This window comes from Paenibacillus sp. J31R98 (assembly GCF_056269245.1).
This window is the reverse complement of sequence record NZ_JBWDNO010000001.1, coordinates 671957-689138: the sequence shown is the minus strand read 5'-3', so window position 1 is coordinate 689138 and position 17182 is coordinate 671957. Positions and strand designations below refer to the sequence as shown.

The following is a 17182-nucleotide window of genomic DNA, read 5'->3' as shown; positions in this document are numbered from 1 at the left end:
CACGATTGCGCCTATCACTTCATCTAGAACCAAGAACCCGTATCCCACCGGATACGGGTTCTTAGCATCGTTACACTCCTTTGGCTTCTGCTCGTGCAACCTTCCATTTCACTCGGATATCCGCCTCGGTGTCCCACGTTCTCCCCGCTCGAATGGCCTCCAGCAGCGGCTCGATCCAAACCGCGAGCTCGCGGTACGACTCCGTCTTCGCCATCGAGGCGGCGAGATCGTCTAAGCAGCCGCGCAGCGTGTCGCGGTCGCCTGCATAATAGGCGTCGATATACCGCTCCTCCGCTGCAGGGCAAGCCTCGAGCGTTCCGCTCTCCCGCGCGCAGAGCAACGCCAGCGCGAACGCCGCCTTCGCGGCAAGCGGCGACACGAGCCAGCTCGGCAGCGTCCGGTACTCGAAGCCGCCGTGCGGCTGCAGGCGGAAGTCGCCAAGGCTGCCGTAGCGCGGACGCCGCGCCTGCTCCGCCGGCGATTCAATCATCGCGAGGGGGAACGCGATGTAGCTGTCCAGCAGGCGAAGCAGCCTGCCGGTGAGCGGAACACCGCTCAAGTGCAGATGCCCGCCAAGCGCAAAGCCTGCGGCAGGCATCCCACCCGCTGCCCAGCGAAGCGGGGGCTGATCCGGTATGCGCTTCGCTGCTTGCACGAGCAGTCGCTGGATATTCCGGGCGAGCTCAGCCGGCGATTCCGTTGGCGCTGGCCGCAGCTCCGCGACAGGGTACTTGATCTGCCCGCCGATGAGAACGGAGTCGCAGCCAGCTCCATGTCCGCCTTCGAGGTAACGTGCGGCGGAGATGACTTTGCCGCTCTCCGAGAGCAACAGAAATTCAGGATCGGCGCCAAGCAGCACCTGCTTCGACTCGCCACTCCCATCCATGCCATCTACGAGCATCTGAGCCAGACGCGCAAGCGCTCTGCCCCAGATGCTCTCAGCATCAAGCAGCTGCTGATAGGGTGGCAGATTTACGGAAGCAACCGTACAGCGACCATCCATATCCGCATGAATCAGCACCGAACCGCAATCAAGCCCGCAAGCATAGAGCGCCCGAGTCGCAAGCCGAGTTAAAGGGCGATAGCGCGAATCCTCCTCGGGCAGCTGCTCACTCCCATTCCCGCGCATCATGACGCCGTTTCCGCGTAAAGGCAGACGTTCCACCGCTATGGGCAGCAGCTGAAACAGCGACACATGGAAACTCCTCAGCGTCGGAACGGGCGGATTGAGAGCACTCGTGCTCGAAGCTGTACTTACTCTCCCGCTATTCGTAAGAGTACTCCCACTCCCGCTCGCATCCACACCTACTCTCCCGCTGCTCACCACTGCAACGCCAGCACGACTAAGCCGCCTCCGAATCACTTCATGAGATTCCGCAGCAAACGCCCTTGCGCCATCGTTCAACACAAGCAGCTGAAGCTCGCTCCCCGCTCCATCATAGTCTTTGCCGCCAACTAGGATGACGTCACCATGAGTGGGGGTCTCAGAGCAATTGTCACTAATGCCCCCCTTGTCCCGATCACGCTTAGCCGAAGCGCCGATTCGAATCCGCTTCGCTTCGTTCACGACCCATACGCTGCCTCCCACTTAGCAGCCACTCCATTTCACTGCAGCACCTGGTAAACAAGCGCTGCAGCACATATTTTTCGAAAAAAAAGAGGGCTCTCGCCCTCGAATCTTTCACTGCCCTCGCATACATTACATTACAACCGCTGTAATCGCCTAATTACAGCTCGTCGTCGAGCAGTTCCGGATCCAGATCTTCAAAGTCACCGTCATCGCCATACTCATAATCCTTACCGTCATCCGATCCGCCTGGCAAAGTGGCTACCCATACTTTAGTCTCAGCAACAAGGATAACCGCAAATTCGCGCTCCACGCGAATGACGACACCGTTGCCGCTCGACGAAATGTTCGCCTCGATGCAGTTCGGCTCTTGCGTTGACTCCGCAGATACTTCCTCGGTCGAAGCCCGATGCTTCGGATCCAGATAGGAGAGCGGCACGTGTTCCACGTAAGAGAGCGTCTCTTTGGCTACGTCTGTTTGCGAGTTTTTGTTGTAAGAATACCAAATGTTGATATCGTAAGTACCGATAACCTCGATCCCGTCTCCTGAGCGGACCGCCTCATATTGATGGTTTATAATCCATGCGCCCAAAATGCTCGTTGGGTGATGAGGCGGCGTAACGTTATGAGTTACTGTGGAAAACTTACGACCTTTGCCGCAGACAGCTTTGGTAATAATTTCTCTAGCCTTAAGCTGTTTATCTGCATAAGCCATCGATCTAACCTCCTCCATACAATCATTCAATTAAAGTGTATGCAGGACATTCGTCTACGGTGACTATTTCTTTTTGACATGTACAAATTTTTACTTTCTATATTTTAAAAGGTTGATTTCATAGTTAAACAGCTGTGCCGCATCCGATTCTAATCGGCCATTACTGCGGCTTCTAGGCTGTTTTTTTGCTTTTTCAGCCGCTTCGCAATGGAGAGATAATGCTCGAGTTCATGCATCAGATGCCAGATTGCCGCCCGAATCTCGAACTCATCGCGAGTCGTCGGCAGCGGCATACCGCGGAACCGCTCCCCGAGCAGCTTCCGCTGTGCTTCCACTTTGCCTTCGTACACATCGGATTTCAGATCGCCAGCCAGATCCTCGAACAGCTCGGCCGCCAGCTCTCCCTGCGGCAATGATTCATAAACATGAGCCAATTGAGTCAGCATGAGACTGACGGAATCGAGCTGCTGCTGGCGCATCTCGAAGTAATTCGACCAATGCATCTTCACGCTAAAGCCGCTGCGAAGCCCGCGCCAAATCAAATTCTCCCGGCTCACGTCCGCGCGCCTAATCCCTTCTTCTATCGCCTTCCCTGCATCAAGCAGCTCTTCCCCGTTCCAGACCATTGCAGGCTGACGCAACGTTTGAGCCATTTTCATAAAGATCGCGCCGAACTTCTCTTCTGTCACATGCCTGAGCTCTACTAGCTTATGTTCCTCTTTGGGCATATAGAGCAAATTCACGACGAGCGCCCAGCCGAGCCCCGTTACAAGCAGCATGATTTCATTGGCGATCAGATGCGTTGTTACTTCTTCCTTCGCGTAGACATGGAAGACGATAACCGCACTCGTGACGATGCCTTCCTTCAAATGAAACCGGGACAGAATCGGGAACGCCACGAGAATGAAGATCGAAATGGTCCAAAGGTGAAAGCCGAACAGCATAAATAGAAATGAGGCAAAAAATAACCCAAGTACAGAAGCCATGAACCTCGCAAACGCATTGCGCAGACCTCGCATGACGGTCACTTCTACGCCGAGTATGGCAAGCAGGCCAGCTGCGAGCGGCGGCTGAAGCCCGAGATAATGCCCTGTATAGAGTGCAGCAAGTGCTGCAATAGCGGTTTTGATTACACGTATACCCATAGTCGGCTCCCGTTCTGCTATCTTAACAAAGCCGCCCCTGCGGCTTGTTAGCGTGGGGGCGGCTGATGGATGCTTGTTACAGCTTATAGATGTCCGTATATTTCTTCTGCAGGTAACGGAACAGATAGTCCGGATCAAGCGGCTTGCCTGTAATGCTCGTAATGAGCTCCGAAGGCGTTCTCAGCTTGCCGTATTGGTACACCTTATCCGTCAACCATTCTTTGATCGGAATAAGGTTGCCGCTCTCCACGAGCTGCCAGAAGTTCGGCATTTCGCGTTCCAGCGTATCCGTCATTTGTGCCGCGTACATATTGCCAAGCGAGTACGACGGGAAGTAACCGAATGCGCCGCCTGACCAGTGCACATCCTGAAGGACGCCCTCGCCATCGTTCGCCGGCTCAATGCCAAGGTATTCCTTATATTTGGCATTCCAGAGCGCAGGTAGCTCGGATGCTTTCACGCCTTCGTTGAAGATCAGCTTCTCAATCTCATAACGAATGATAATGTGAAGGTTGTAGGTCAGCTCATCCGCTTCGATACGAATCAAGGAAGGCTGGGAGACGTTCGTAGCGCGGTAGAAATCTTCCACGGACACATCCAGCTGATTCGGGAAATGCTGCTGCAAATCGCCGAAGTAACGTTTCCAGAAGCCCGTGCTGCGTCCGATCACATTCTCCCAGAAGCGGGATTGCGACTCGTGGATGCCCATCGACGTGCCTGTGCAAAGCGTCGTGCCGATCAGGTCCTTGCTAATATTCTGCTCATACAAGGCATGGCCGCCTTCATGGATCGTGCCGAACAGCGCGCTCGTCACATCATCCGCCAAGTAGCGAGTTGTGATCCGCACATCGCCTGGATTGAGGCCCGTTGCAAAAGGATGCGCGCTCTCATCAAGCCGGCCGCCAGTGAAGTCGAAGCCCATCTGCTCAAGAATGAACAGGCTGAATTTCTTCTGCGACTCCTTCGCATACTGCTGCTTCAGGAAGCCCGTCTCCGGCTGATGCGGCGAATTGGCAATCGCAGCCGACAGCGGCACAAGCTTCTCGCGCAGGCCGCCGAACACACGGTCCAGCTCTTCCGTAGTCATGCCTGGCTCGTACATATCGAGGAGCGTATCATAACGAGTGCCTTTCACGCCCCACAGGTCGATGAATTGGTTCGTGTATGTAATGATCTTGTCGAGGTACGGCTCGAACGACGCGTAATCGCTGTTAGCTTTGGCATCTTCCCACATCGACTCCGCTTGCGAAGTGAGGACGACGTATTCTTGGTAGAGCTTCGGCGGTATCTTAACGCTGCGATCATATTCCTTGCGCGTCTCCTTCACAAGACGCTGATGAATTTCGCTTAAACCTTCATATGCAGCCGGCTGTTCCAGCTCTGTCAGCCATTCGCCAAGCTCTGGCGCTGTCGCAAGCTTGAACATTTGCCCGGACAGGTTGCCGATTGCCTCCGAACGAACATCCATCCCTTTGCGCGGCGCGCCTGTACGCAAATCCCAATAAAGCAGTCCCAGCGACTCTTCATAACTCTTAATGAGCGCGATTCGTTCAACGAATAAGTCCAGCGCTTTGTTCGAATTTGTCATTAAACTGTCATCACCTTTCCATAACGTTTACCAGCTTCTACTTGATCATACTTTTTGCAACCCGTATAATCAACCTAATCATCATCACTTTAGCGAACAAGCATTGGCGAAAGGAGTCCTTACCCTTGCATATTACATTTACACCTTCCGCAGCAGCACAGCTTGAACATTTCATGCAGGATGGCACCAAGCATCTGAAGCTGTTGTACGATACGGAAGGCTGTGGCTGCGTCGTTAGCGGCGTCCCTGCCTTGCAGGTGATCGAAACTCCGCTTGCGGATGATAAACTTGGCGAAGGCACGCCATATTCCGTATGGTACGAGCCTCGGTATGAAGTTTTCTTCGAGCCGAAACTAAAAGTCGATTACAACGAGGACCGGAATGCGTTCAGCTTGAAGAGCGACAATCAGATTTATACCGCTAATTTGCGGTTAATGAAGCCATAATAACATTAGAAGAAACTCGAACATGAGTGAGGAGGAACTGCTGTGAACAATCTTAAAGACATATTAGAGTTCAATGAACAGTTTGTAGAGAATCGTGAGTATGAGACATACATAACGAGCCGTTTCCCCGAGAAGAAAATGGTTATCGTTACTTGCATGGATACGCGTCTGATCGAGCTGCTTCCTAAGGCGCTCAATTTGAAGAACGGCGATGCGAAGATCATCAAGAATGCCGGCGCAATCGTGACGCAGCCGTTCGGCAATATTATGCGAAGCATTCTGATCGCCGTTTACGAACTAGGTGCTGAGGAAGTTGTCGTCATCGGCCACCATGGCTGTGGCATGACAGGCCTCAATCCTGACGTCGTTATCAAACACATGCTTGAGAATGGCGGCGTAACGGATGAAACGATTCGTACGCTGACGAACTCCGGCATGCACCTGGAGCGCTGGCTGACTGGCTTCGATAACGTGCAGGACAGCGTTGAGCGAAGCGTTGGCATCATTAAGAACCACCCGCTTCTTCCGGTCAACACACCGGTACACGGCCTCATCATTGATCCGGAAACCGGCAAGCTCGATCTTATCGTAGACGGTTCCGTACCAGCGGCAGCGAAATAATAATTGCGACTCAAAAAAAGCTTAGCTTCTCAAGGGGATTTTAATTTCCTCTCTTGAAGCTAAGCTTTTATTATTGTAAGGGAGGCTGCTGCCTTCTGCGGCTTGCCGCTTCCGCCCGCGCTGCTATAACATCGCTCCGATCACGAAGCTTATGGCGATGAATAAGCTCATCCGCTTCTCGGCTCGGGGCTGCCCATCGATAACCTTCCTGCTCAGCCTTCTGCATCCCTCGCTTAAGAAGCGCTTCATCTATAAGAGGCAAATTGACATCCGTGAATGACTCACTATTTTCAATCGCTGCAATCCTCTTGGCAATTAACGTGCATACGGCTTCTCCCTGAAGCCCAAGCTCATCTAGCCGCTCTGCAGTGAGCCGTTGCCTAGACTGACGCATCATAAGCAGCGCGCCGCGGAAATTGTTCCTTCGATGATGATAGGAGCTGACAGCGAGCTGAATGAGTCCGACCCATGTTTCACTCCGTGAATCTCCAGGATGCGCCTTCCAGTATTCCTCCAGCAGCTCATGGCATTCGAAATAATCTCTCGTCGCATGAAATTCATAGAGATACGCTTCGTATGCCGCCGGATACTTGTTCTCCATCGCTATCCCCCGCTTTTCGAAAAAAAGAATGAAATCTGAAACCTTTGACTATATTATTCGTAATTGAACTGAAAGGCAATATATTCAGCTATCGCAATCTACTAGGAGGAGAATTACAGATGAAAAAAGGGATTTTATTATTAATGGCTTTTGCGCTGTTCTTTGCTTTCAGCGTAGGGTCAGCAGATGCTAAGCCACGGGGCGGTATGAAATCACCAAAGAAGAGTTTCACGACAACCCCAGCGAAGCCTGCAGATAATGTGAACAAAAGCACATCAGGCACTACAAAACCCGGAGCAGCAGCATCTACGACAACAAAACGTGGTTTCTTCAGCGGCGGTAGCTTCATGAAAGGCTTGATGATTGGCGGATTGGCAGGCATGCTGTTCGGCGGCATGTTTGGAGGATTGGGTTTCCTCGGTGATATCTTCGGCTTACTTATTAACGTGCTCGCGATTTATCTGATCATTGTAGCGATACGAGGTATATTCCATTACTTCAAGAATCGCCGCAAACCGGCGAATCCTGAACATAGGAGACCTTACTAAGGATGAGAATCTATACGGACGAGATTATTAATGCCGTTTGCCTGAATGTGGCAGAACGTAAAGGTGTCTCGCCGACAGATGTCGAAGTACAGCTGTCATGGGAAGAGGAGTACGGATACACAGCGGAAGTGTGGGTGCACGGCCGCAGCCAGTACCTGGTTGAAGCGAACTTGCTTGAAGCGATTGAGCAGTACTTATGGAAACAGTATCAAATCCGTAAATTCCGTTCTCAGATTACACTGGATGCGGACGAAGAGTTTTGGGCAGATATTGAAGACTAATTGCATGCAAGGTTAGACTTAAAGCGGGTACAGAGCATCTCTGTACCCGCTTTTTCTATGGGAATTATCGGAAGTTGTCGAAATCGGCGCAACCTCTCACTCTATTCTACGTCTAATAGAGTAGATTTTTGAGAGGAGTGTTATGTTTTACCATGCCAATTCGAAATAAGAAGCAGCTTGTATTTGCACTGGTCATTGCTATGCAGGCCGGCTTTGCGACGACAGCTGTTACCGCCCATGCCGCCTCTTCTGCCGATCAGACATCGGCGTATCGCGTCTATCACAACGATACCGCGATCAAGGAGTTTACGACGAGCGCAAGCGCAATTGCATATGCCAAGAACTTTACGTATATGCATGTCGAGAAGATTACTGGCCGCGAATGGATTTGGGACAACTTCCCCCACTACAAAGTATACGAGAACGGCGTATCCTCGTCTGGTCGCGAGTTCGCAACGCTTGCTCAAGCGAAGCAGTATGCCAGCAAAGTTCCGTTCGCGCAAATCCGCGATCTGGAGAAGCCTGGCTTCATACAAAGCGTCTACCCCGCTTACCGTCTTTATCAAGGGGACAAAACATTAGCGAACTGGAATTTCGCTACGCTCGGCGAAGCGAAGAAAGCGGCTAAAGCATACGGCAACATACATATTATCGATTTATCAACGAATCAATGGGTATGGGACAACCTGACTGAATACCAAGAGACTGTTCAACGCGCAGCGGCTCCTGTATACAGCATCGAAGCCGAAGACGGCACTCCGCTCACTGACAAAACATACAGCTATCTATTCGATGCAATCCGCTCCTCACTTTCGCTGCCAGGCAGCAATGTCGTTAATACGCTTTCCGGAAAAGTCGTACAAACGAATAAACCGAGCTTTGATGTAACTCAATCCGGCCGCGTCGTCGGTTCGTATTACAGCATTACGAAAGCAATTGCTTTCGCGAATTCCTTGTCCGGCGCATCTGTAGTCAAGGACGGCCTCACGTGGTGGACGAACACCCCCTACCTGAGCGTCGTGCAAGGCGACAAGCTGCTCCGCTCCTTCCATACGCGCAAAGGAGCCGTTCAATTTGCAAGCCTATATGCGAATACGGAAGTAACCACGCCCGATGCCCGCGTGATCTGGGATAATACGAAGAAGATGCAGCTTCTCGGCTGGAACGGTACAGCGCGTACAGATAGCATATTGAATCAACTCAGCCAGACGCAAGGGCTTGATTATGATTCGCCTTCGTGGTTTGAGCTTGCTAGCGCTGACGGCACACTGAGCGACTTCTCCGATCCGGCGCTGATGACCTCATTAGCATCGTCCAGCATCAAAGTAACGCCGCTCGTCAGCAACCAATTCGACAGCAAGCTGACCAGTGCCTTCTTGCGTAATGAAGCAGCCAAGGCGAAATTCATTAATGCGCTCGTAAGCAAGCTGAGTTCTCTCCATGTTGCAGGCGTCAATGTTGATTTTGAGAATATGGCTGGCAGTGACCGCACCTTGTATACCGAATTCATTCGTTCTCTTACGAAAGCGGCTCACGCAGCAGGCCTTACCGTATCCATCGATTTGCCGCGAGGCGACATCGCGTGGGATGCGAAGACAGCCTACGATCATAATGCACTTGCAGGCATCGTCGATATGATCATGATTATGGCGTATGATCAGCACTGGAAAGGCAGCGACGAAGCCGGCTCAGTCGCAGAGCTGACTTGGGTAGAGGATGGCGTGAAACAATTCCTCGCATATGGCGTTCCGCGCAGCAAGCTGATGCTTGGCATCCCGTTCTATGTGCGGGAATGGAGCATCGATGCGAGCGGCAACCTGGTAAGCAACCGTGCGCTGCTGATGGGCGATCTGCCGAGCGTTATACAAGAAACAGGTGCTGTCGGCAGGTATGATCCGATCTCTGGCCAAGTGAAATACCAGTACACAGGCTCGGATGGTTACACCCATGTATTCTGGGCAGAGACAGCAGACTCGGTCAAAGCGCGTCTTGCCATCGCCAAGAAATATGATCTGGCAGGCGTCGCTGCATGGCGGCTCGGCTATGAGCAGGCTTCCTTGTGGACGATGCTGCTGCAGCAGAAATAACACTTTCATCCAAGTGGAATGGCGGCTCCCCGTTATGATATGATGTTAACGATGGTTATTCTGTAACTCATTTTATAACAGTTAGGAGACTGTTCACTATGCCAGCATTAAAAGAACTGACAACCGTTGAAGAATGGAACGCGGCTTTGGAGGGCTCAAGCACTCGCCCGCTCGTTGTGTTCAAACACAGCACAACTTGCCCGGTAAGCGCGAATGCATTCACCGAGTTCTCGAACTACTTGAACAACAACGAGGAACAAAATGACACTGATTTCGTGCTCGTTAAGGTAATCGAGTCGAGACCGGTATCCAACCAAATCGCAGAAGATACCGCTGTGAAGCATGAGTCTCCGCAAATTATCCTGATCAAGGATAAAGCGAAATATTGGACAGCTTCTCACTGGTCCATTACAGAAGCGCACATGAGCGCAGTAATGAAATAATCGAGTTCATAGTTGCAGCTACAAGAAGAGACCGCCAGTTTGGGAGTTCATGATACTCCTTGCTGACGGTCTCTTTTTTTCAGTTGAAGACGATATTCTTGCCATAGAAGATTTCGTCCATCTCCCACTTCACACTCTTCTCGATCTCCAGCTGCTCCTCCCTGCTGAGCGTATCCTTCGTATAACCGAACAAATAATTGTTCAGATCGAATTCGCGGAGCTTGCATTTGGTGTGGAAAATATTTTCCTGATAGACATTAACGTCAATCATTTGGTACTGATCTTGAATCTCAGGCGGGATATAATTCTGAATCGAGCTGATATCGTGGTCAATAAACAGCTTATGCCCGTAAATGTCGCGCGTAAATCCACGTACCCGGTAATCCATCGTCAGGATATCCGTGTCGAAGGAGTGAATGAGGTAATTGAGCGCTTTAAGCGGCGAGATCTCCCCGCACGTGGATACGTCGATATCTGCACGGAAGGTGCTGATGCCTTCGTCCGGATGATACTCCGGGTACGTATGTACCGTAATATGGCTTGTGTTCAAATGCACGGCAACGGCTTTCGGCAAGGGACCCGGCGACTCTTCGAACGATTCCTCAGGCTCTTGCTCGATCGGCCCTTCCGAGACGAGCATCGTCACGCTGGAGCCTTGCGGCTCGTAGTCCTGCTTCGCGATATTGAGCACATAAGCGCCAATAATGTCCGCTACAGACTTTAGAATGGCAGTTAGCCGATCCGCATTGTATTGCTGGTCGATATACCTGATGTACGCCTCGCGCTCTTCCTTCGTCTTCGTAAAGCAAATATCGTACATATTGAAACTGAGCGACTTGGTCAAATTGTTAAAGCCATGCAGCGTAATGCGCTGCTCCGTCGTCATGGTCAAGCTAGCTCCCCCTTAAGTGTAACCGCACGCTTGTAGCGCTGAATGGGTTCAAAGTCTGTTCTTAGGATGGTTTGACGCGGCATCTTCTATTCCCAGTAACTAGGAGCAGCAGGTTTCGACGCTTTTCAGCCTATGGCTATGATTATTTCGACTCCAATCAGGCACCTGTCCATGCGAGCCCTGAGTTTTGAGCATTAAATAGTGCAGAACCTAAATAGGAGGTTATCTGACTATGTCCTGTTCTAACAGCGCAAGCGCCCTAACCTGCTGTTCCGAAAAAAATTACGTTCAAGATAAAGTCTGCTCCCCTTGGAGCGGCACTGTCACGGCTACCGATGTTACCGTTATTGTCTTCACCAACAACTTGAATCAGAACCTCGTCGGCACCGGCTATGTTCAATATGACGTTGGCCCGGCAGCGATAACGCTCAATTTACTTAACAGCGCTGGCGCTCCGATGATTACTCCAATTACGATCGAACCTGGAACGAGTCTCGCTTTTACTTATCGTCGTTTTGCTCAAATCACTTTGACACTGCCCGGTACGGATGCCGGGACGTATCAGGGTGAATTCTGCATTACCGCCCGTTACCCAATGACCTAATACGCTCATGAAGGAGGCATCCATCCATGTGTGATTCTAGTTCTGCGCTTAGCTGCTGCTCAGAGAGCGTAGCCGTGCAAGACAAGGTATGTATAAACTGGCAGTTTACAGCGGCTGGCACCCAAACGATCTACTCCGACAACCTGTCCCAAATCATCAAAGGAACCGGCTATGTCAAGATTGTAACGGGCACAGTGGGGGTGACGGTAAACTTCTTGCTGACTGGTGTAGTCACTCCTGTTCAACAGATCGTTATTCCACCTAATGGTAGCTCAACGTTCACCGTTAGCCGCTTCAATACGATCAACCTGGTGTCCACAGGCGCGGTTCAAGGGGAGTTCTGCATCACCGTTCGCTATACGCTCTAATGATGAGGCGAGTGTTGTCAGCCCGGCAGCTTGATGCTTGTCGAGATGGCATATCGCCCTTCTACATAGGTGAATTCGTTGCCCTGCGAAGGGATGATAACCGCGTGGATGCTCTGCCCGATATAATTGATTGTACTGCCTGGCGGTACAGTCATCTTTTTTTGTTCCGTGCCTGAGATGAGTACTTCGAGCGACTGTGTGCTGCTAGCGCTGGAGGTGATGCTAATTTGGACAAGATTAATCATGGCGATAACGTTATTTTCCCAAATTTGAAAATCAGGCTGGACACCTTGAATCAATATCGATCCGCAGCACTCCTTATCGATAATAATGTTGTTAACCGGCTTTATCGGATCAATGGGCACGATTGGAGGCGGTGGCGGCGGTGGAACTGGTGGTGGTGGGCAGTAGGAGATGGAGCGCATCTCCTTCACAGGTACGCAGCGGTGTGGATTTACGGGAGGACAAGGAAACACGGGGCGAGGCCGCCGTTTCTTCGTTTGTCCTGGGCATGGCTTCTTAGGCTTCTTGCATTTTGGCTTTTTGTTTTTTGGGGGACATGACGAGGCGGGCAGCTTGACGATGAGATTCATGGCTAAGAATGGCGATCCCTTCATTCAAACTCCCCCTCTTCTCCTATTCGCGGGCAGCGCCGAATTGATGCACTTGTATATTAAATGCCTCAGCCTCCTGCGCGGTCATTTGAAAAGTGGGTTTTTAGGCAAATGGGCACCAATCTCGTTTAAGTTTAAGTGATTTGATGCATCGACCAAACAACGCCGTTCGTCGAGCCGTTGCCGATGTTAATGGACACCGTTAGTCCGTTCGCGTTATAGAACAACCCTACGACGTCACCAGCATTCAATGTGACCTCGCCAGCCAACGTCACGACACCGCTGCCGAGAATGGCACGAAGCGTAAGCAAGAGCACGATATTGACGTTCAGAATGGGAAAAAGACCGCTCACGAGGTTTGTTGCCGTTGGTGATGTCCGCTGTACGGTAAAAGCCGGATTGACGCCAGCTCCAAGGCTTATCGAGAGCGCGGCAGTTGTTGCGTAGTTGATCGTGGCGAGGATCGTGTACCTTCCAGTCGCAGGCACGGTGAAATTGCCGGTCGTCGCATTGAAGTTCGCGTGTCCGTAATATGGGCTCGCGACAGACCAGTTCGTCAGCTGCGTGCTAGCTGATATCGAGAGCGTTGATAAAAAAGCCGAAAACCCCGTTGCCGCAAAATTCGGCCCGGTCGCACCTGTTTCACCGGTTGGACCGGTTGGTCCGGTGGGGCCGGTGGGGCCGGTTGCCCCAGTGACGCCGGTTGCGCCGGTCGCTCCTGTAGATCCTGTAGCTCCTGTAGATCCTGTTGGACCAGTAGACCCCGTTGCGCCGGTTGCTCCTGTCACTCCGGTCGTTCCTGTTGCTCCGGTGGGACCTGTTGCACCTGTTGCACCTGTTGACCCCGTTGCTCCAGTTGCCCCTGTCGCTCCTGTCACTCCTGTCGCCCCGGTTGCTCCCGTTGCTCCAGTTGCTCCAGTTGCCCCTGTTGCTCCTGTCTCCCCAGTCGCTCCCGTTGCTCCCGTTGCCCCTGTAGCCCCTGTCACTCCTGTCGCTCCTGTAGCTCCCGTTGCTCCTGTCGCCCCGGTTGCTCCCGTTGCTCCAGTTGCTCCAGTTGCTCCCGTCTCCCCAGTCGCTCCTGTCACTCCAGTCGCTCCAGTCACACCTCTGCAGCCGTCACAGCTTAACGAACCTGTACAGGTGCATTTATGACGACGATTCGAAGCTTCAAGAAACACTTCGTTCCTCATCGGACCATTGTCGCCCATGCCGCTCCACCTCCCGTTACCCAAGCAAGCTATCCCTAACCATTCAACTCCTATTAGTAAATGGCTTTCCACGCTGTGCGCTTGTACGGAAGCCTTTCTCCTCCCAAAAATAAAACAACGGAGCGCAATTTGCGCTCCGTTGTTTCGTCCTGATCAACTTGGCCAGATTAAATAATCAGGCTGCTCACCGCAAAGCTTGTGCCAAGGAACACGCAGAACAACAGCGTCCCCACCGCGACATTGCCTTTCTCCAAATGCTCAGCCACATTTAACTTTGGCGTTGCCAACTCGAATAGCCAATAAGCCGCCACAAGACAAACATAACCTACTCCGAACCACATCATGACATGCCAGATCGACGTATTCGTATAAGCTGCGACACCCAGAATGATCGCGGTTGCCAAGAACTTGCCGCCAAGCGCAAGACCGACGGCCACATTGCCCTTGCGCAGCTCTTCCATATCCTTATAAGGCGTCATCCAGCTGAAGATCAGCATGCCCGCCAACTGAAGTACAATAATTGCAGCAACACTTACGACAAGATTAATGACGACGGTCATTACGCCCACCCCCTGAATTTGGCATATGCGAGATCATAATTGAGATAGTCATGCACTTCTTCAATATTGACCATCACATTCTTTAAGCTTTTCAGCTTCTCATATCGTTTATCGTCAATCGGCTGCTTGAGCTGATTGCCCGAAGGCAGCGTAATAACGGCAAAATCCCGCGTCTTCCCTTGATACGACGTCTTATATACGCCAACAAGGGGAACTTCCGTCTGCAACGACAGCTTCAGCTTCGCAAGATCTTCCTTCGCGCTTGCTTCAGTCTTGAACGACTTAATCGGATTCCAGGCCGACAGCTTGATCGAGTTGCTGCCGCTTGCGCCCGCAGACATTTCCGCAGTCATATATTGCAATGTCCATACCTCATCGCCCGTCGCATAGTTGCCATCGTTCGCCATCAATGTATTATCCGGCAAAATAACCATGTCGCCGCCGACCAGATCGCCAACTTTGCCCTGCACAATGCGATAATCCCACGGAATTGCATTAACGGTTGCCGCATCTTCCGTCATAACGTCAGCGCTTGAGAATACAGACTGCTGATCCGATGCACATGCGCCAAGCAGCAGACCTGCAAGTAGCACAAGCATCGTCAGCCCATAGAGCCGCAGCCTTAACCTGCCAGCCTTCCTCATTCTTCTCTCACTCCTATTGCCACAAAATGGCTCGTATTCCCCGTAATCGGGCCGCCTGCACGGCCAAGCATGCCGCAAGGAACTCCATTGATGACAAACATGCCTGTCAACAGATGCAGCTCGCCTGCCGCTGTCTCAATCCGGGCAAGCTCCGCCCGCTTCTGATACACGAGTGGGAACAGCTCGCTTGTATCGTAGCCGTCTACATCCGCAAGCTCCAGCTCGCCTGCTTGATTGAACAGACGGACAGAGCCGCCCTCGCGGCCGAACATTGACTTCGAGACGAAGCTGCCCTCGAAGACCGGATTGTTATAGGCAGGCAGCATATATCGGCTAATTGCCTCTCGCTCCTGCTCACTAAACAGAAGCCCTAATTCGTACAAGCCCCAGACAGCAGCCAGTAATCCTTTGGATTGCAACAGAATGCTATGAATGCCGTTATACAGCTTCAGATTGCCGCTCTCGATCGCGTATGCGAGCGCTTCTCCGCCTTCGTCCACAGCCATCCATTCCTTCGGATACAAGGCAAACATGCTGCGAATCGGCTGGCCATCGGCATCCTTCAGCACGCCTTCGTCTACCCATAGCTCCAAGCAATTGACGCAGCGCATTGGCAAGCCGCTATGCTTCACAAGCGCCTCGATGGTACCTGAATCTTCCATATGCTCGCCATACCCTACGCAAGCTGCCGCTTCAGGCTGTTCAACGCCCCATGCCTCAGCCACTCGCTGCGCCATACCGGCATTCGGCGATGCGATGCCCGCTTCCTCGCAGAGCCAAGGCGTCGCAATCGAAGCTTCGACATAGCCCGTTGGCGTGTCAGCATTCAGTTCGAGTAGCTTAATGACGCCTTCATTCGAGATTGCAAAATCAAACCGCGCATATCGGCTAATAAGCCCTTCTTCCGGAACCGGGAGAAGATCAAGCGCCTCCCATAGCACTTCGGGAATGCCAAGCAGCTCATACAATTCCGGCTTGCCATGAATATGGCGTGCAGTCATATCCAGAATCAGCCACAGCTTCGCAGATGCCGTCTCCAATTCTTCAAACAACGACCGCGGCATCGTGACGATCTGGTCGATCCAGTAAGGCTCATCCGCGAGGTCAGCCCAACCGAAGCCTATCTCACGCAGCTGCGCGACGCGAGACGCGCGGTCCGGATGAGGCTGTGTCGCCACAACGAATGGATTCGCAGCTGCCCTCAACCGCCGAAGCCTCCAAAGCTTGAATGTGACGAACTCTTCGAAGAACTGCTGCTGCTTGACGAGCTCATCGAACTGGACTTGCCGCCGATCCCGCCTGGCGAAGACGAAGTCGAACGGCGCGTAACCGAGCCGCTCTTGTTCGATGTCACTGGACGGACGCTCGAACCGGTAACCGGTTTATTTTGAAAACTGTCGCTCGAATACGTTGTCTTCGGCTTGTATGGCTGGCGAGTGCTCGCCGTATACGCGGTATGAGTCGTATAATAACGCGACGTCGAATACGACGAGCCTTGGTTAAAGAGCAAATGGTAAAGCATCAGATCATCCCAGCCAAAGCTTGAGTGCGACCCGTTGTTAATAATTACCGTATCGCCAGAGCTCGAAGTACCGCCACCTGTGCCGCCTCCGCTAACAACTCCGCCACTGCCGCCGCTTCCCGTTGCAGTATCGTCGCCTTGTTCCTCGGCGTTCTCATCCCCAAGCATTGGCAAATTCCAATCCACGGCAGGATCGAAATATTGCTTTACCTCTTCTGTAGAGAATGCCACCAGCTTCGGCTGTTCGGCTCCCGCAGTCGTAGTTCCGTCTGCATAAGCCATCGCACCGAACGCCGCATTCGCAATTAGAGCAACGCCAAGCGACGTCGATAAGATCCGGAGCGGCTTGCCGTCTCTTGTGAACAGCTTACACCGAAGTGACTCGGCTTCGCTTTCATTCCTTTTCATTACTACCCCTCCTCATGTTGCAGCCCTCATAGCCTCTATTCATTACGTACAGCTACGACTAAAATTTCAAGTTTTCCAATGTCCAAGTTTAAACGGCCTTCAATCGTCTTATATTCCTGATTGCCAATTGTAATGAAGTTGATATGCTCAAGCGATGCAATCATCGCTGTCGTCCAATTCCGCTCATCAATGCGCCGCAACTGGCCGTCCGTCTCTTTCTCTACTACAACGACAGCTATGCCATTATCCACGATCAACTGCACCCTCTCTAACCAAATTCGTACCACGTTTTACAGTAACTGAGAGTCGAAGATATTGTC

21 protein-coding genes are annotated in these 17182 nt (G+C 52.0%); 8 read left to right on the top strand and 13 right to left on the bottom strand.

The genetic code is table 11. From position 1 onward, the window contains the following. Positions 1-70 precede the first annotated feature (70 nt). The 4 genes from AC0YNX_RS03130 to AC0YNX_RS03115 form a co-directional block, all read right to left on the bottom strand. Entirely contained in the window at positions 71-1588 is a 1518-nt protein-coding gene (locus AC0YNX_RS03130; protein ID WP_475814175.1) for a putative amidoligase domain-containing protein, read from the bottom strand. Between the two features lie 139 nt (positions 1589-1727). Beyond that, positions 1728-2282, bottom strand: a complete 555-nt coding sequence (locus AC0YNX_RS03125; RefSeq protein WP_090573227.1) for an outer spore coat protein CotE — start codon at positions 2280-2282, stop codon at positions 1728-1730. 149 nt (positions 2283-2431) lie between these two features. Continuing rightward, a complete protein-coding gene (locus AC0YNX_RS03120; RefSeq protein WP_475814174.1) occupies positions 2432-3427 on the bottom strand; it encodes an aromatic acid exporter family protein in 996 nt (331 codons plus the stop codon). A 76-nt stretch (positions 3428-3503) separates the two neighbouring features. Continuing rightward, complete coding sequence (locus AC0YNX_RS03115) at positions 3504-5015, bottom strand: carboxypeptidase M32 (protein ID WP_475814173.1); 1512 nt, start codon at positions 5013-5015, stop codon at positions 3504-3506. Between the two features lie 125 nt (positions 5016-5140). Between AC0YNX_RS03115 and AC0YNX_RS03110 the strand changes: the two genes are divergently transcribed. Both AC0YNX_RS03110 and AC0YNX_RS03105 read left to right on the top strand, forming a co-directional pair. After that, positions 5141-5461 (top strand): iron-sulfur cluster biosynthesis family protein, encoded by a 321-nt coding sequence (locus tag AC0YNX_RS03110; RefSeq protein WP_475814172.1) that lies wholly within the window; start codon positions 5141-5143, stop codon positions 5459-5461. A 42-nt stretch (positions 5462-5503) separates the two neighbouring features. Continuing rightward, a complete protein-coding gene (locus tag AC0YNX_RS03105; RefSeq protein WP_475814171.1) occupies positions 5504-6082 on the top strand; it encodes a beta-class carbonic anhydrase in 579 nt (192 codons plus the stop codon). A gap of 70 nt (positions 6083-6152) precedes the next feature. Here AC0YNX_RS03105 and AC0YNX_RS03100 read toward each other — a convergent pair whose 3' ends face one another. Further along, positions 6153-6683, bottom strand: a complete 531-nt coding sequence (locus AC0YNX_RS03100) for a DUF309 domain-containing protein (protein WP_475814170.1) — start codon at positions 6681-6683, stop codon at positions 6153-6155. A gap of 119 nt (positions 6684-6802) precedes the next feature. Between AC0YNX_RS03100 and AC0YNX_RS03095 the strand changes: the two genes are divergently transcribed. From AC0YNX_RS03095 to ytxJ, 4 genes are all read left to right on the top strand, one after another. Next, positions 6803-7231 carry a hypothetical protein gene (locus tag AC0YNX_RS03095; protein WP_475814169.1) on the top strand — a complete coding sequence of 143 codons (429 nt, stop codon included), beginning with the start codon at positions 6803-6805 and terminating at the stop codon, positions 7229-7231. A 2-nt stretch (positions 7232-7233) separates the two neighbouring features. Next, the gene (locus tag AC0YNX_RS03090) at positions 7234-7512 is read left to right on the top strand and encodes a YxcD family protein (protein ID WP_475814168.1); all 279 of its coding nucleotides are present in this window, start codon (positions 7234-7236) and stop codon (positions 7510-7512) included. Positions 7513-7664: 152 nt separating this feature from the next. Continuing rightward, positions 7665-9599 (top strand): glycosyl hydrolase family 18 protein, encoded by a 1935-nt coding sequence (locus AC0YNX_RS03085; RefSeq protein WP_475814167.1) that lies wholly within the window; start codon positions 7665-7667, stop codon positions 9597-9599. A 98-nt stretch (positions 9600-9697) separates the two neighbouring features. Continuing rightward, positions 9698-10042 carry a bacillithiol system redox-active protein YtxJ gene (gene ytxJ, locus AC0YNX_RS03080; RefSeq protein WP_475814166.1) on the top strand — a complete coding sequence of 115 codons (345 nt, stop codon included), beginning with the start codon at positions 9698-9700 and terminating at the stop codon, positions 10040-10042. A gap of 79 nt (positions 10043-10121) precedes the next feature. Here the strand turns inward: ytxJ and speD are convergent, their stop codons facing one another. Continuing rightward, positions 10122-10934 (bottom strand): adenosylmethionine decarboxylase, encoded by an 813-nt coding sequence (gene speD, locus AC0YNX_RS03075; protein WP_475814165.1) that lies wholly within the window; start codon positions 10932-10934, stop codon positions 10122-10124. Positions 10935-11166: 232 nt separating this feature from the next. Between speD and AC0YNX_RS03070 the strand changes: the two genes are divergently transcribed. Together AC0YNX_RS03070 and AC0YNX_RS03065 are read left to right on the top strand one after the other, a co-directional pair. Beyond that, positions 11167-11538: a DUF3992 domain-containing protein gene (locus AC0YNX_RS03070; protein WP_475814164.1), complete on the top strand. Its 372-nt coding sequence runs from the start codon at positions 11167-11169 to the stop codon at positions 11536-11538. 26 nt (positions 11539-11564) lie between these two features. Then, positions 11565-11906, top strand: a complete 342-nt coding sequence (locus tag AC0YNX_RS03065; protein WP_475814163.1) for a DUF3992 domain-containing protein — start codon at positions 11565-11567, stop codon at positions 11904-11906. 17 nt (positions 11907-11923) lie between these two features. On the opposite strand, the gene AC0YNX_RS03060 is transcribed toward AC0YNX_RS03065, so the two are convergent. From AC0YNX_RS03060 to AC0YNX_RS03030, 7 genes are all read right to left on the bottom strand, one after another. Then, complete coding sequence (locus tag AC0YNX_RS03060) at positions 11924-12331, bottom strand: S-Ena type endospore appendage (RefSeq protein WP_475815169.1); 408 nt, start codon at positions 12329-12331, stop codon at positions 11924-11926. Positions 12332-12654: 323 nt separating this feature from the next. Continuing rightward, entirely contained in the window at positions 12655-13728 is a 1074-nt protein-coding gene (locus tag AC0YNX_RS03055) for a BclA C-terminal domain-containing protein (RefSeq protein ID WP_475814162.1), read from the bottom strand. 167 nt (positions 13729-13895) lie between these two features. Continuing rightward, a complete protein-coding gene (locus AC0YNX_RS03050) occupies positions 13896-14288 on the bottom strand; it encodes a DUF350 domain-containing protein (RefSeq protein WP_475814161.1) in 393 nt (130 codons plus the stop codon). Beyond that, positions 14288-14932, bottom strand: coding sequence for a signal peptide protein (locus AC0YNX_RS03045; RefSeq protein WP_475814160.1), 645 nt, complete (start codon positions 14930-14932; stop codon positions 14288-14290). Before AC0YNX_RS03045 ends, AC0YNX_RS03050 begins: the two co-directional genes overlap by 1 nt. After that, positions 14929-16137: a glutathionylspermidine synthase family protein gene (locus AC0YNX_RS03040; protein ID WP_475814159.1), complete on the bottom strand. Its 1209-nt coding sequence runs from the start codon at positions 16135-16137 to the stop codon at positions 14929-14931. Before AC0YNX_RS03040 ends, AC0YNX_RS03045 begins: the two co-directional genes overlap by 4 nt. Then, positions 16134-16862 carry a hypothetical protein gene (locus tag AC0YNX_RS03035; protein WP_475814158.1) on the bottom strand — a complete coding sequence of 243 codons (729 nt, stop codon included), beginning with the start codon at positions 16860-16862 and terminating at the stop codon, positions 16134-16136. Before AC0YNX_RS03035 ends, AC0YNX_RS03040 begins: the two co-directional genes overlap by 4 nt. Before the next feature lie 35 nt (positions 16863-16897). Further along, positions 16898-17113: a hypothetical protein gene (locus AC0YNX_RS03030; RefSeq protein ID WP_475814157.1), complete on the bottom strand. Its 216-nt coding sequence runs from the start codon at positions 17111-17113 to the stop codon at positions 16898-16900. Between the last annotated feature and the right edge of the window lie 69 nt (positions 17114-17182).

Excerpts from the sequence above, each read along its gene's own strand:
- AC0YNX_RS03125 (WP_090573227.1), bottom strand. The coding sequence starts at position 2,282 with ATGGCTTATGCAGATAAACAGCTTAAGGCTAGAGAAATTATTACCAAA.
- AC0YNX_RS03120 (WP_475814174.1), bottom strand. The coding sequence starts at position 3,427 with ATGGGTATACGTGTAATCAAAACCGCTATTGCAGCACTTGCTGCACTC.
- AC0YNX_RS03115 (WP_475814173.1), bottom strand. The coding sequence starts at position 5,015 with ATGACAAATTCGAACAAAGCGCTGGACTTATTCGTTGAACGAATCGCG.
- AC0YNX_RS03100 (WP_475814170.1), bottom strand. The coding sequence starts at position 6,683 with ATGGAGAACAAGTATCCGGCGGCATACGAAGCGTATCTCTATGAATTT.
- AC0YNX_RS03095 (WP_475814169.1), top strand. The coding sequence starts at position 6,803 with ATGAAAAAAGGGATTTTATTATTAATGGCTTTTGCGCTGTTCTTTGCT.
- AC0YNX_RS03090 (WP_475814168.1), top strand. The coding sequence starts at position 7,234 with ATGAGAATCTATACGGACGAGATTATTAATGCCGTTTGCCTGAATGTG.
- AC0YNX_RS03085 (WP_475814167.1), top strand. The coding sequence starts at position 7,665 with ATGCCAATTCGAAATAAGAAGCAGCTTGTATTTGCACTGGTCATTGCT.
- ytxJ (WP_475814166.1), top strand. The coding sequence starts at position 9,698 with ATGCCAGCATTAAAAGAACTGACAACCGTTGAAGAATGGAACGCGGCT.
- AC0YNX_RS03070 (WP_475814164.1), top strand. The coding sequence starts at position 11,167 with ATGTCCTGTTCTAACAGCGCAAGCGCCCTAACCTGCTGTTCCGAAAAA.
- AC0YNX_RS03065 (WP_475814163.1), top strand. The coding sequence starts at position 11,565 with ATGTGTGATTCTAGTTCTGCGCTTAGCTGCTGCTCAGAGAGCGTAGCC.
- AC0YNX_RS03060 (WP_475815169.1), bottom strand. The coding sequence starts at position 12,331 with ATGCGCTCCATCTCCTACTGCCCACCACCACCAGTTCCACCGCCGCCA.
- AC0YNX_RS03055 (WP_475814162.1), bottom strand. The coding sequence starts at position 13,728 with ATGGGCGACAATGGTCCGATGAGGAACGAAGTGTTTCTTGAAGCTTCG.
- AC0YNX_RS03050 (WP_475814161.1), bottom strand. The coding sequence starts at position 14,288 with ATGACCGTCGTCATTAATCTTGTCGTAAGTGTTGCTGCAATTATTGTA.
- AC0YNX_RS03045 (WP_475814160.1), bottom strand. The coding sequence starts at position 14,932 with ATGAGGAAGGCTGGCAGGTTAAGGCTGCGGCTCTATGGGCTGACGATG.
- AC0YNX_RS03035 (WP_475814158.1), bottom strand. The coding sequence starts at position 16,862 with ATGAAAAGGAATGAAAGCGAAGCCGAGTCACTTCGGTGTAAGCTGTTC.